Annotated in this window: 12 protein-coding genes; 3 read left to right on the forward strand and 9 right to left on the reverse strand. The window is 46.9% G+C overall.

What is annotated here, in order from left to right; all coding sequences use genetic code 11:
- Window positions 1–249: 249 nt before the first annotated feature.
- Window positions 250–1,035, reverse strand: a complete 786-nt coding sequence (locus K5Q99_RS19845) for a PRC-barrel domain-containing protein (protein ID WP_220777897.1) — start codon at window positions 1,033–1,035, stop codon at window positions 250–252.
- Window positions 1,036–1,207: 172 nt separating this feature from the next.
- On the opposite strand from K5Q99_RS19845, the gene K5Q99_RS19850 reads away from it, so the two are divergent.
- The 3 genes from K5Q99_RS19850 to K5Q99_RS19860 all read left to right on the forward strand — a co-directional run bounded on the left by K5Q99_RS19850 (window position 1,208) and on the right by K5Q99_RS19860 (window position 4,220).
- On the forward strand, window positions 1,208–1,399 hold the full coding sequence (locus K5Q99_RS19850; RefSeq protein ID WP_006082203.1) for a hypothetical protein: 192 nt from the start codon (window positions 1,208–1,210) through the stop codon (window positions 1,397–1,399).
- A 713-nt stretch (window positions 1,400–2,112) separates the two neighbouring features.
- Window positions 2,113–2,811, forward strand: a complete 699-nt coding sequence (locus K5Q99_RS19855) for a Crp/Fnr family transcriptional regulator (protein ID WP_012587345.1) — start codon at window positions 2,113–2,115, stop codon at window positions 2,809–2,811.
- 842 nt (window positions 2,812–3,653) lie between these two features.
- Entirely contained in the window at window positions 3,654–4,220 is a 567-nt protein-coding gene (locus K5Q99_RS19860; protein WP_220777898.1) for a peroxiredoxin family protein, read from the forward strand.
- A 200-nt stretch (window positions 4,221–4,420) separates the two neighbouring features.
- Here the strand turns inward: K5Q99_RS19860 and K5Q99_RS19865 are convergent, their stop codons facing one another.
- The 8 genes from K5Q99_RS19865 to K5Q99_RS19900 all read right to left on the reverse strand — a co-directional run bounded on the left by K5Q99_RS19865 (window position 4,421) and on the right by K5Q99_RS19900 (window position 12,959).
- On the reverse strand, window positions 4,421–4,708 hold the full coding sequence (locus K5Q99_RS19865; protein WP_006082206.1) for a sll1863 family stress response protein: 288 nt from the start codon (window positions 4,706–4,708) through the stop codon (window positions 4,421–4,423).
- 257 nt (window positions 4,709–4,965) lie between these two features.
- Entirely contained in the window at window positions 4,966–5,625 is a 660-nt protein-coding gene (locus K5Q99_RS19870) for a DsbA family oxidoreductase (RefSeq protein ID WP_220777899.1), read from the reverse strand.
- Window positions 5,626–6,173: 548 nt separating this feature from the next.
- Window positions 6,174–7,628, reverse strand: a complete 1,455-nt coding sequence (locus tag K5Q99_RS19875) for a methyl-accepting chemotaxis protein (protein ID WP_006085446.1) — start codon at window positions 7,626–7,628, stop codon at window positions 6,174–6,176.
- 104 nt (window positions 7,629–7,732) lie between these two features.
- Entirely contained in the window at window positions 7,733–8,224 is a 492-nt protein-coding gene (locus K5Q99_RS19880) for a DUF1097 domain-containing protein (protein WP_006085447.1), read from the reverse strand.
- A 211-nt stretch (window positions 8,225–8,435) separates the two neighbouring features.
- On the reverse strand, window positions 8,436–10,682 hold the full coding sequence (locus K5Q99_RS19885; protein WP_220777900.1) for a xanthine dehydrogenase family protein molybdopterin-binding subunit: 2,247 nt from the start codon (window positions 10,680–10,682) through the stop codon (window positions 8,436–8,438).
- Window position 10,683: 1 nt separating this feature from the next.
- The gene (locus tag K5Q99_RS19890; protein WP_012587340.1) at window positions 10,684–11,202 is read right to left on the reverse strand and encodes a (2Fe-2S)-binding protein; all 519 of its coding nucleotides are present in this window, start codon (window positions 11,200–11,202) and stop codon (window positions 10,684–10,686) included.
- Between the two features lie 3 nt (window positions 11,203–11,205).
- Entirely contained in the window at window positions 11,206–11,943 is a 738-nt protein-coding gene (locus K5Q99_RS19895; protein WP_220777901.1) for a nucleotidyltransferase family protein, read from the reverse strand.
- On the reverse strand, window positions 11,943–12,959 hold the full coding sequence (locus tag K5Q99_RS19900; protein WP_220777902.1) for an XdhC family protein: 1,017 nt from the start codon (window positions 12,957–12,959) through the stop codon (window positions 11,943–11,945). The genes K5Q99_RS19895 and K5Q99_RS19900 overlap by 1 nt, the downstream gene beginning before the upstream one ends.
- Window positions 12,960–13,509 lie beyond the last annotated feature (550 nt).

The raw sequence follows: 13,509 nt of genomic DNA on the forward strand, positions 1-13,509 counted from the left end.
TCAATCAGTGCCTTAGAGGCCAGCATCAAGCTGTTTAATCGTTTTAGGTGAAGTTCTGGGCAGTATTGGTGTAAAGAATGTTGTAGGATATTGGCTTCGCGCATCTTGTTGTCCAAGTGTAGTTTTTGGCGAAACCATTTGATCATGCAACAAGATGCGCTTCCACCCTAATTTGATGATTTATTTGTAAATCATCAGGGGATTCTTCAGAACACGGCAGCCAAAGATCACATAGAGGGGTCATCATGGTTATTTATCATTACGGCCATAATGAGTTTGCAGACTTTGCTCATGTTCAAGATTAAAAGGCTCTGAAGGATCAAACGTGGGTGCATCTTTCACTTGCTGCTGGGTCATATCAACATAAATTTTAGAGGTAGGCCAACTCACCTCTTTAATCCATTTTGGCGCAATCAAAACCAAATGGCCCGACCACCAATTACTGGTGTTAATAATCAAATAACGAATAGCCCAAGTGTCGATATCGATCAACATACCTTGCAAGTGACCCAATTCACCGTCGATGGCGTCAAGGTGGTAACCCGTCACGGCATGACTACTGCGTAGATGATGATCATTATCACGTGATAGTGCGGCATCGACGTCTGCGAACTTATCTGGGTTATCTAAGTTATCTGGCGTTGGCGCGACACTATAATAACCCGATGCCATCATGTTAGGACTGGGCTCACTTCCCCAAATACCCGTGCTACCCCAGTAATCTGGGTAACCATAATATCCCATGTAATCGACCTCATACTGTCTAGAGACCGGTTTTTCGGTATCGATGTCAGGGCTGTTTTTTACCTGTTCTCTTGAGATTGAGACACTAAGCGTCTTATCTTCCTGATCTAACTCTTTGATTGAGATGGGTGACAACAATATTTTTTTGCTAAATAACCAAGATCCCGTTTCGACGACCAAATATCGGATCACCCAATGCTTGTCATCAAAATAAAAATCTTTGGTCTGTCCAATATCACCATCAGAGGCGTGAATGGCTAAATTCTTTAAATCATCCAGTGTATGTAACATGATGTATTTGCTCCAGATTAAAGATGGCAAACAATAAATCATTACTTTGCTAACAGAGTGAATATCTATCAGCTTGCAGCAAATTGCCGATTCAATCTGTTCGGTGTCGCACCGAAGGAGCATGAATTCAAGCCTAGTCTAACGCTATCCACAAATATTAAGGTGACCTAACATGACTGATATAGACATAGAAAAATTCGAGTTAGCAGCCCATCGCAGCGATATCATCGAAGACGTCAACAATTTGATTGAAAAATATCGCGCTATTTTTGGATGGGATGTGCCCGATATTGATGAAAACTTGGCAAACAAGTTAATTTTGAATGAAGTTCGTCTGGCGCTTGATAATATTCAAAATGAATAAATGGCCAATATCGGTCAAAACGCTTCAATAGGTGAGATAGGCCGACATGTGAAGATAGACCGACTAAAAGTCAGACTCTAAGTGCAACTTGCATTAGACTGCACATAAACTTAGATCACATAAACTCAAAGCCTTAGATCACATAAACTCAAAGTACATATACTTAGCTAACTGCCGCGGCAAAGACCGAATGTCTAGCGGCTAGACAAAGTCCCCCCTGAAATCACTTTGCTTATGAGCCTTTTATGCCAATCACCTTGATAAACAGTAGCCTTAGTCGTTAGCTTACGGCCTAAATCAGGGCTGTGCGCTTAGTATTGAGTCTCTTTGCAACCCGTGAAAGGCATCTCTCCCAAAAGACCTTATTCGAATATCTACCCTGCTATATTCCCACTCAATATCCCGTCGATGAGCAATAAATATCGCTCCCAAGATGCAGTACCTTTTAAGCAAAAAATAATGTCTCCACTCGCCCAAGGTGATCATCGATAACTTTTAGTAAGGCATTGATTTTGTTTGAAAATGAAGCATTCAAACCACCCAAAATCGCACAGTAGGAGGAGGAAAATACTTTAACCCACTCGATTCAAAAAACTCTGTTATATTAGTGAGCACATCATCAGTGCTTGAGCACTGTGTATGGTGAATAAAAGAAACAACACGGATAGTGGTGAATAATTCACGGGATGTAAGTAAACAGTAAAAGGTTATCCATGATTGACCTATATGAGAACGCATTACTTAAAGCATTACCTGAAGAGACTCAAAACAGCTTATTTCCACAACTAAAGTTAGTAAAACTGCCCTTAGGTAAGGTTATCTATGAAGCAGGCCAAAATCTTGAAAATGTCTATTTCCCCATCGACAGTATTGTCTCTTTACTGAACGTTCTCGAAGACGGATCATCGGCAGAAATCTCTGTTGTTGGGAATGAAGGCTTAGTTGGCATTGCCGTTTTTATGGGGGGAGAAAGCGCTCCTAATCGTGCCATAGTGCAAAGCGCAGGCAGAGCCTATAAATTGTCCGCATCTGTGTTACTCAATGAATTTAACGACAATCAAAGCCTTCGCGTACTCTTGTTACGTTACACACAAGCACTGATGGCCCAAATGGCACAGACGGCAATATGTAATAGGCACCACTCTATCGATCAACAGCTTTGTCGTTGGCTGCTGCTATCACTTGATAGACTGGCTAGCAACAATCTCACTATGACCCAAGAGTTGATCGCCAACATGTTAGGGGTCAGGCGTGAAGGCGTCACCGAAGCCGCCGGTAAACTGCAAAAGCTTGGGGTCATCAACTATAAGCGCGGCCACATTACCGTGACCAACAGAGAAAAGCTCGAAACACTCTGCTGTGAATGTTATGCAGTGGTGAAAACGGAAACCGATAGACTAGAAACCTATTAACTCAAATAGCTATAGATAGCTTCACTCATTAGCGTCTTGACAGCTAGGTGACTTTCTTGTGATTTAACCTCAATCATCCCAGGCATGATAAAACAATAACCTCATGCCGTTTCGATACGCCCCCAAGCAAGATTAATCGGCTTCACAACTAAACGCTTAGGATAAGATGATTTTATTCAAACACAGTGTTGTGAAGCCCTAGTTCTGTGAGCCCTAGTTTTGTAAGCCTTAGTTCTGTAAAAAATAGCGCTGTATAAAATAGTGCTGTAAACCCATAACCCTGTAAAAACATAGCGTTGTAAAACCAATAGCCCTAACCCATTGGTTTAGCTGAGTACTCAATAGCTATGTCGCTATCTTGGCCATGCTTGTTCGCCATGTTATGCCACATCGGGTATCCCTCGTTAAATGTTAACTGTATCAGGTTGCTAGCCCCTAGCTGTGCGGCCGTGACACCAATGCTGGCATCGACATGGCGCGTTCCCGCTTGTTATTTTCGCACTGCTGAATGCCCATTTCGCCGAGTTCGCTGCCATAATCGGCCTCTGTAACGCCGCCGAATGGAAGCGTTGTATCGGTTAATCAATATTGATGATGAACATCATAGCGACACATGGCATCTGCTAATCATAGGGTCACTGGCTGACAGGAAGTTCGGTAGCGAACAGATGAAATGCCGACAATCAGATACTGTATGTGTGATGTTTGCTCGTCAGACATAAGAGCCAAGATGATTTAACAATAAGATAATTTAACAAAGAGTTTCAATGACGCTACGACGTGTCTGTTTGGATCGGGCTGAACCCGCTTGTCCGCGCCACTAGCCTACGCTGAGGACTACTATGAAATCCAGACCAATAATACCGATAACATTTTGGGGCTCAACATCCCGGCGCGTTGCTGAGCTGACCCTACTTGCGATACTCACCCTATGTGTGCCAGCAGCTATCGCAGGCAATGGACCATGGCCGTCGTTTACCGCGACGGCGCTTAGCGGCGAAAAAGTTGACAGCAACAAACTGATAGGTCAACCGACACTGCTCATACTTACGCCGTCTCGCAATGCTGCAAAATCCACTCGGGAGTGGGTCAAGGCATTACGCTCAAAGATAGATCACAGTAAATATCGGGTTCGCGACGTACTGGCTGTCAATTTACCCTTCTTTATGTCGGAAGAAGATGTCATTGGCAAAGCCAAAGAAAAAGTGCCGCAGCGCTACCACGATCAAACCTGGATTCTGAACTCACAGATTATGGAAGACGCGCTGGGTGTGCCGTCCGATAGCGACGAAGCCGTCATTGTCGTTTTGGATAAGAACGGTAATCTGATATCGCAGGTTCACGGTAAGGTCACGGCGGCGCGAATAAGTGAGATCATCGCTGCCTTACAGAGTCTAGCTAGCGACTAACCGTCTACGTCTTTGAACTAGCACTGATACTTATCCTATCTAATATGATCCAGCCAATAATCTAGCTGAGTAAACATATCACTGTGGACCCTTTATTCCCTGTGAAGATGGAACGATTAAGGGGTGAATTGGAGGTCTTAAATTGGAGGTCTTAAAGCCACAGCGAAAACCTAAAAACAGCGAGCGAGATAACCAGCTGCCTATTTGAACTTGGAGGTGACCGACTTCAACGAATTGCCGAGCGTCTTCAACGCACTATCCATGCCTTCCTTGAAATCCTCCCATGCATCGTCGCTGGCGTTGTTAAATTCGGTAAGCTTACTCTTCGCCTCGTCTCGCATGGATCGCAGTTTTTCAATTTCGTTGTAATAATCAAGCTGTGCATCGGCTTGTGCTAGCTCAGCTTTGGCCTTGAGCTTGTCGATCTCTGCGCTCAACTGGTCAAATTCCGCCTGTAGTTTCTTTTGGTACAGTTCTTTCTTATTCATGGTAAAGCTCCTTTGTCGTTATGAGGCGATTCTAAAAAACCACTCGCATCAGCATTCGCCTCAACACTTTAACTTTATACCCGCGTTTAAAATTCATACGCGACCGTTCATACGCGACCGATAGTCCGGCAATACCACCATAAACAGCGACACTTTTAGCTGCTGTTAATGTAGCTATAGAGTCGGCGACCATTTATCGCCTCCTCGCTAAGCCACTCAGTATCTGGCCGATGTCAGCATAGGCAGCATGAATGATTTCAGCACCAGCTTGCCTCATCGGTTGAATGCTTTAACAGCGCTTCAATATTGGCAAGAATGACGTCAAAACCTACGTTGCCGTACAATGTTTGACGCCCACCATCAAGCACAAAAGACGGGCTGCCGTTAATGTTTTGTCGCTTTGATTGTTGATAATCACCCATTAACGATGCCATCGCAGAACCATCACGAATACTGGTATTGATAGCGTTTAGGTCTAGTCCATTGGCGTTAACTAAATCACAGAGCACGTCAAGATTGCCAATATCCAAGCCATCGATAAAAAATGCAGTTCGAAATGTTAGCGCCATATCGATACTTTTCTTTTTATCATACGTAATCTCTACCGCTTTGAGCATCAAATGCGCATTGGCTGAAGTCGTGGGCCTAACTTGCGTCCATACTTTCGGGTTTATATCTGCATACTCAAAGGCAGATACAGACTGTTGTATGTGCTCGGCAAAGCCCATAAAACCGCCTTTAGATTGCCATTGTGTGGTTATTTTTGTCGGTACATCACCAAAAACGTCAAGGTAGTGATATTGAAGTTCGATGTTGTTTCCCAATTTTTTATTCAGTTCATCAACACGTTTCTGAGCAATCCAAGCCCATACACAAAGAATGTCAGTGTAATAATCTATGATGATGGTTTTATCCATTTCGCATGTCACTCCCGCATCTGAGGCACTGTAATGACACCATGCGATAACGCACTAACGCGATAGTGTCAGAATCCAAATCATGCCACCCGTCGACCTGACTGTCTGTGCGACTGCGTACATACCCTTAGGAGGGGGGATTGACTAACTTGAGTAAAGCGCTGTTCTGTAGCGAACTTAAGCTGATAAAAACAAGCGATATGTGCAGTAAAATAAAAGTGTTATTAGCTTAACTAACGCATAGTGGGGCATAAGCTTTTTAGGACTAAGGTTTAGGTATTGAGAACATTACTAAGATTGGCATTGTTGCACCAGTGCCCCTCTAAAATAGGGACCTTTTAGTAATAAAAGGAGGTCGTGATATTGGGGAAATGGTGACAATTAATGCTAAGCAGCTCAGTTATCTGATTTGAGGTATTTCGATAATGAAATGGCGGAAATCTACGATTTCCGCCATTTTCAGATGATACGCGAATACTCAACATGAGACTCAGTATCGGGCGTTATTACTCAACAACCCATACCGACGACTCACATTAAAGGTGAAACTAGCTAGTGCGGTACTGCTTTAAAATGCCATCTAACTCGACCGAAGCATGGTGCAGATCATTGGCTAAGGTCACACTGCGCTGGGCCGTTTGTTTGATGGTTTCCGACTGATGGCGGATTTCATTCAATTGTCCGGCAATGTCGCGCGCGGCGACACTCTGCTCTTCCGCCGAGGCGGCAATTTGGCTGCTCATATCAAATACTGCATTCACCGATTGCGCCATACCTTGAACATCGTCACCGACGGCGATAATCGCGCTGCGGCCTTCATCGGCCTGATCGACTATCTCCATGGTAATGCTAGATAAACGACTCGTGCCAGACTGTAAGCCTTCAATCATAGACTGAATTTCTACCGTGGCCTGTTGAGTTCGACCCGCTAAGGTACGTACTTCGTCTGCCACCACGGCAAAGCCACGACCTTGCTCACCGGCACGTGCCGCTTCAATGGCCGCATTTAGGGCTAACAAGTTGGTTTGCTGCGAAATACTGTTAATCGTCGTAACCACGGCATCGATACTCGCCGCATCCTTAGACAATTGTTCAACCGATGAAAACGCTGCGCCAATCTTAGTTGAAAGTAAACCAATACTGTCCACTGTGTGGCTAATTCGCCCACGACTGGCCGACATTTGGGTTGAGTTTTCTTTAGTCTGCAGCGAAGTGTTGCTCGCGTTGATAGAAACTTCTTCAATCGCTGAAGTCATTTGCGCCATCGCCACGGCAACGGAATCGAGGAATTGATGTTGGAAACCAATCAGCTCATCACTGGTGGCCGCCTGTTGATTAAATTCATCGGATGCTAATGACAAGGTTTGTGCATTTTTACCAATGGCCGACACCATTTCACTCATGTTATCGGCGCAGCGGTCAATTTCGCGGGCAATCAAACTGAAATCGTCAGTGCCAAAGAAGTTTAATCTAAAGCTCAAATCACCATCAGCTAAGCGTTTGATGGCTAAGTACATATCCCACAAGCCACCGCCGAGTGAGGTTGAAATCCAATAGCTCAGTTGGAATAAGGGCAATAATCCCACTAATGCTAACCAAAACATAAAGTTAGCATCGCTGCGCGCATCGGCTTCCCACTCATGAACATTCTGCGTCAGTTGTAAGGCTTGCATGCCTGACACGCTGGCGCTGGCCGTCACTTTATCCCCTTGACGCTGCGCTTCACTTTGCCTTGAAGTCACAGTTAAACCGTATTGACTGGCAAATTGTGACAGAGCATCAGCCTCTAGCTTTTGCGCCGTGGCAACTTGCGCTAAGGTATCGACGCTCGCTTGAACGCGGGCAATAGAAGCTTGCTCGACGTTTCGGTGCGCATGTTGATAGTTGACGAGCGCCACGGCGGCCGTGATCAACGCCACCATAGAGCACACTACCCAAAACTTTCCGTTGAGACTGAACTTGATCAATATGGCATCAATGGTGCGAAACTGGATTTGTTTCATCTTGATAATTCCTAAGAACAAAATGCTATTTGGCACTAAATCAGCATTATAGCTCAGATCGCTTCGACAGCTATGTCAGTAATAAGATCTGAGCAGGTATTATGCTAATCCGCGCTAGCCACTTGACTACGCGTGGCGGCAGACCACTTTTGTGTCAAGCTAACCAACTGCCCCGTTAACAGGCTCATACTAAAACCTAATAAGCCACCAATGATCAACGACGGCACGACATTGGCCACATCACCCGCCATAGCAAAGGTAGTGCAACAGCCAATAAATGCGCCGGGAATAAAGCTAAGCTTTTGATAACTTGCCTGTAAACACATGGCCGAGGTGGCTATGCCGGTAAAAATATACCCAAATACGGGCGAAATAAAAAAGCTGCTACCCGAGATAATGAGCCAAGCCCAAAACACACCGGACAGATTCGTGCACCACGCCATCATCACCCCTTGAAAACCAGCCTTGGGTTGAGCAAAAAAAGTGCTGCAACCTAAAAAGCCAATCCAAGTGACCAGATGAAAGGCATCTGCAACGCCACACCAAATAGCCGCCAATAGGCCGGCAGAAATAGCGACTTGCCAACGATTTTCCATGGATGACCCCTTTATAATTCTATTCACGGAAGTTTATCTGTTAGTTAAATTACCTCTATTCTGGTAACAAAAACCTGATCTATTGCTAATTTTCGGCATTAATGCCCGTAAAATCGCTAACAAGCAAATTTTTTGTGGTAAAAAAACGAAAAAAGCGCTTATTAGGCGCTTTTTTGTTCAAACGGCGTTCAGTTAACTCTCTTGCCGTCACTTACACTCGCAATAGTTTACTCACGGGAAGATCGCGGATCCTCTGCCCCGTCGCCGCAAAAATTGCATTGGTTAAACTTGGTGCAACGGGCGGAACACCTGGCTCACCTACGCCTGCAGGCGCAGCATCGGACTCAATAATGATGATCTCAATATCGGGTGTTTGGGGGATCCGCAGCAAAGGATAATCGTGGAAATTCGATTGCTGTACTTTGCCCTCTTTGTAAGTGATTTCCCCCATCAAGGCTAAACTCAGGCCAAATACAATCGCGCCTTCAGTCTGGGCTTTTACCCTATCTGGATTGACTATCGTGCCCGCATCGATAGCAGCGATGGCATTCAGCACTTTAAGCTGTTTATCCTCACTCACTTCCACCAGCATGGCCACGGCGACATAACTGACAAAACTGCGGTGTACGGCAAACCCCCAGCCCTGATTTTTACCAGCCTTAGGCGCCTTAGCTTGGGCTTTTTCGACCGCGTCGATTACCCCAAAATAGCGGCTCACGTCCACGGGATGACGATCAAGATCTTCGCCATAGTTGCCATATTTAAACTGTTGGTCGGTAAAGGTCTCACGCCTTGCTTCACCTAACAGGCTACGCCACATTGCAGGGCAAGAAACCTGAGAACGATGAGCCATTTCATCGACAAAACTGCCGACACTAAAACCGTGCTGAATGTTACACACAGAGCGCATCCAACCAATACGGCTATGCGCCTGCGCTTTTACCGCTTCGTATCTTAAATTCGGCAAAGCAAAGGGCACATCCACAAAGCCTAAATCCAACTCACCGCCAGAGGGATATTCCACCCCTTCGGCAAAGGTTGAACTGATCGATGGGAATCCCGTACGGGCTAAAAGCGCGGTCGGTTTGTTATTGGCATCGAACAGCGCCTGATAGGACTGGGCGCTGATAGCGTGGTAGTAACCGTTTTGGATCTCATCCTCGCGGCTCCAACTCACTTTAATTGGACGCTTGAATTGCTTCGATAACAGCGCGGCTTCAACGCTAAAATCAGGTTTAGATTTACGTCCAAAACCACCACCCAATAGGGTGACATTCACTTTAATCGCATCTTCTTCCATACCCAGCGCAGCGGCCACATTTTGCTGGGTACTTTGCGGCGTTTGGGTCGATGCCCAGATTTCACAGCCCTTTTCAGTCACATGGGCGGTGGCAACGGGCGGCTCGATAGAAGAATGAATTAAATAAGGCACGGTATAAACGGCCTTTAACGTATTCGCCTCGGGCCAGTGTTTGATCTCCTCGCCAGCTTGGCGCACAACGTTACCGCTTTGCTGTACCCGCTCGACAAGCTCCTTTAAATAAAGACTTGAATCATGCTGACTGTTGTCGGCCTGAGTCCAAGTGACTTTTAAGGCTTTGCGGCCTTCGAGGGCACTCCAAGTGTTTGTGGCGATAACAGCAACGCCGCCCAAAGCCTGAAACGCGGGTGCGCCCTTAGCGGCGGGCAAACGATACACATCTAATACACCGGCCACCTTGCGCGCCGCAGTATCGTCCAAGCTTGCCACATCGCTCCCAAGCACGGGCGGGCGCATGATGCTGGCGTAGAGCATGCCATCGAGTTTGATATCGTAACCATAAATCGCGCTGCCGCTTAACATGGCATCCATATCAACGATTTGGCGTGATGCGCCAATCTGCTTGAAATCTTTAACCTCTTTAAAGGTTAACGACTCAACGGCGGGGACTGGCTGCTTTGATGCGGCTAACGCTAACTCGCCGAACTTGGCCGAGCGGCCAGATTTAGCATGCAACACTTTATGGTCGGCGGTATGCACCTCGCTCACGGGGACTTTCCAGCGCGCAGCGGCTGCTTGCTCTAGCATGGTTCTTGCCATCGCCCCCATCTGACGCATGCGGTCGTAATTTTCGCGAATACTGCGGCTACCGTCAGTGTTTTGGCTGGCATAACGTTTATCGGCTAAGCCTTGAATGGGGACGATTTTATCCCAATCCGCTTCTAACTCTTCGGCTAATACTTGCAGAATACCGGTTCTGATCCCTTGTCCCATCTCGGAGCGATGGCAGGTGAGGTACACTTTGTCGTCTTCACCAATGGCAATAAACAGATTCAGCCGCGCTTCTTTATCCTGCGCCAGCGCCATAGGGCTCCAAGTTAATCCACTCGCCCCTAATGCTAATCCGCCACCCACTGCGCCAAACAGTTTTAACACATCGCGGCGGCTGATATTTTCTACGGCAGTAAAAGTACTCATATTAGCCCTCCTGTTTGGCATAGTTTTGCAGTGCCGCTTTAATCCGCGGGTATGTGCCGCAGCGGCAGATATTACCCGACATGGCCGAGTTGATTTGTTCTTCAGAAGGTTTCGGATGCTGCGCCACTAACGCCGCAGCCGACATCAATTGGCCCGCCTGACAATAGCCACACTGTGGCACGTTATGTTCGGCCCAAGCATTTTTAAGCTTTTGATTATCCAGCCCTTCAATTGTTGTCAGTCGTTTTCCCTGTGCCTGCCCCAAACTGGTTAAGCAAGCGCGTACGGGTTGGCCGTCTAAATGCACAGTGCAAGCACCGCATAGCCCTGCACCGCAGCCATATTTAGTGCCCGTGAGCCCTAAAATATCCCGTAGTGCCCACAGGATTGGCATTTTAGGATCGGCATCTAAGGTAAATGATTTACCGTTGATGGTCAGTGTCTGGGTTGAAAGTGTCTGAGAGGAAGCGGCGGTATTCGCTTCCTTGACGACTGCTTTGGTTGATAAAACTTCTGCCATAACTCACTCCTTAAGTGCCAACCACGACGCAAGATCGGCTTGGGTATCAATATCAATTGCGGCGCGGGGTAGTGTTATAGCGACTAACGCTCCCTGCTGTGCTTGTTGTTTTAAAATAGATTTCGCCCCGCGATCACCACTCAAATGAGTGAACAAAGGCAATGTAGAGGCATTAAAAATAGCAGGTACACCTAAATCATCCAAATAATGGGCGGCAACGTCTTTACCCGTTTCATGCCATGTCAAAATCAGTTGGCGATAATCATCGGCGCTCAGAGCCACTTGGTCAGCGAGCGTTAGCAGCATGGCATCAAAGCCTTGCTCCTTGGCATAACTTGCCGCCAAACTCACAGAGGAGGCCAAACCCGTATGCCAATGCGGATTAATCAAAATATCAAAGGGTTGGCGGGAGTTAAGTTCGGCTAATAATGGTTGCAGTATGTGCTGGTGAGCACCGAGTATGACTAACAAAGGCGTATGCTGGGGCGAATGTGTGTCTTGGCGCTCCAAATCTAAATCTTGGCAATGAAGCTGTTGTAAAAGCTCAACATGGGTGCAAATGATGGCTTGTTCGCGAGTTTCTGTAGCGCTAAATGATGGTATAAGCTGCGCTAACTTAGCCCCCTCAAAGCGCTTACTTTCACCCGCCGCAAGTACCACGATCAACAGCCGCTTGGATGAACGTGGCGTTTGCTCTGCCAACGTTAGCGCTGCAGACTTTGGCACTGGCGGCAATGTCATCAACGCATTATCTCATCGAGATGTTGTAAGGTTGCGCCATGGAGTACGCCGTGGCATTGGGCCAAAATACTTAACGCCACTGCGCTCGGTAACTCGCCGCCAAGGGCAAGCCCTGCGGGGGCAGAAAACACCCCAGAAAAAGATTCAGTACTCAGCCCTGCCATCCCAAGCACTTTATCCCGTCTATGGGCAGGGCCAAGCAAGGCGACATAGGCGAGTGGGTGGGCTTGAATGACCTTCAATGCCGCAGCATCTAAGCCCAAGTTATGATTCATCACCACAGCGCAATCCAATTGAGCGATATGATTCGCGGTTAATTCCCCCGCGGTAAGTTTCATTATATGGGCATGGGGAAAATCCGCCGCTCTGGCATAGGCGGTACGACCATCAAAAACTGTCACTTGCCAGCCTAAGGTATCGGCCATGGCGGCAATAGGCTTAGCGTCGATACCACCACCAAAAATCCCAAGGTGGAATCTCGGTCTCAGCGGAATAATCAGCGATTCTCCCGCCTCTTGGGTGAAGACGCCTGTGCGGACAAAATCGCTGGCGGGGAACGGTGTCAACGCTTCGGGGTAGAAAGCGGCCTGATATTGGCGCGCATCCGTCCCCGCTTTGACTAATGGCAATTGATAAAAACCCGACCGACCGTGGCGAAATGCCTGTACTAGCTCAATCAAACCAAGATCATGATTCTCTTTTAAGAGTGGGATCAACATGATATCTACTATGCCGCCACAGCCGAGTCGATAGCTGGCATCGGACTCATCGCTCGCGTCATAGGTCACGCACGTGACTTGCTTTGTCTGCATGGCCTTTTGGGCATGGCGGCGGAGATCGACTTCTAAGCAGCCGCCACTTAACATACCCACGCCTTGACCAAACTCATGAAACAACATCATGGCGCCAGGTTTGCGATAGGCCGAGCCTTGAATTTGGGTGATCACCGCAAGCACCCAAGCGTCATCCGCCAGCGGTAACCAATGCTCTAGTAAATCTTCGATTTGGTGATCCATCCGCAAGGACTCCATTGGGTTAGGGATATTTGAAAAGACTTAATGCACTTTTTACTGTCGACACTATCGAAACAAATAACCGTCGAAACTACAAACTGTCAAAACTAAAAAATCGCTGGTTAAGATCGCTGATGAATATCACAGCTATCGACGTCTATTTTGTTATCAAGGTTTGATGCGAGTTTCATTTGTCGATAAAAACAGCATCGCCAAACGCTCGGCATTAAACACTTGGGCAACCAAGTTAGCAAAGGCGTGTACGTATTGAAAGGAGTAATAGATGTCAAAAAGTGTCGAAGCAGAAAATATGTTCAGGGGAGGATTCAAAGGGGAAGGATTGACATCCGTGTCTTGAGTGGCGTTCGTTCGTAAATCAACCACATCTCATCTAAAACTGATATTCCCCCGCCTTAGTGCGCAGTACTGAAGGATCCCCTCATAAATCAGCCATAGCATAGCCATATTTGAGCAACTGATTGGCGAATAATACCCAGGCCGCCAGCAATTCTTTCTCCGTGATTTGATAATCAGGCCGCCTGAGTACCTCCAA

This window comes from Shewanella hafniensis (assembly GCF_019655335.1).
In the GTDB taxonomy this organism is placed as follows: domain Bacteria; phylum Pseudomonadota; class Gammaproteobacteria; order Enterobacterales; family Shewanellaceae; genus Shewanella; species Shewanella hafniensis.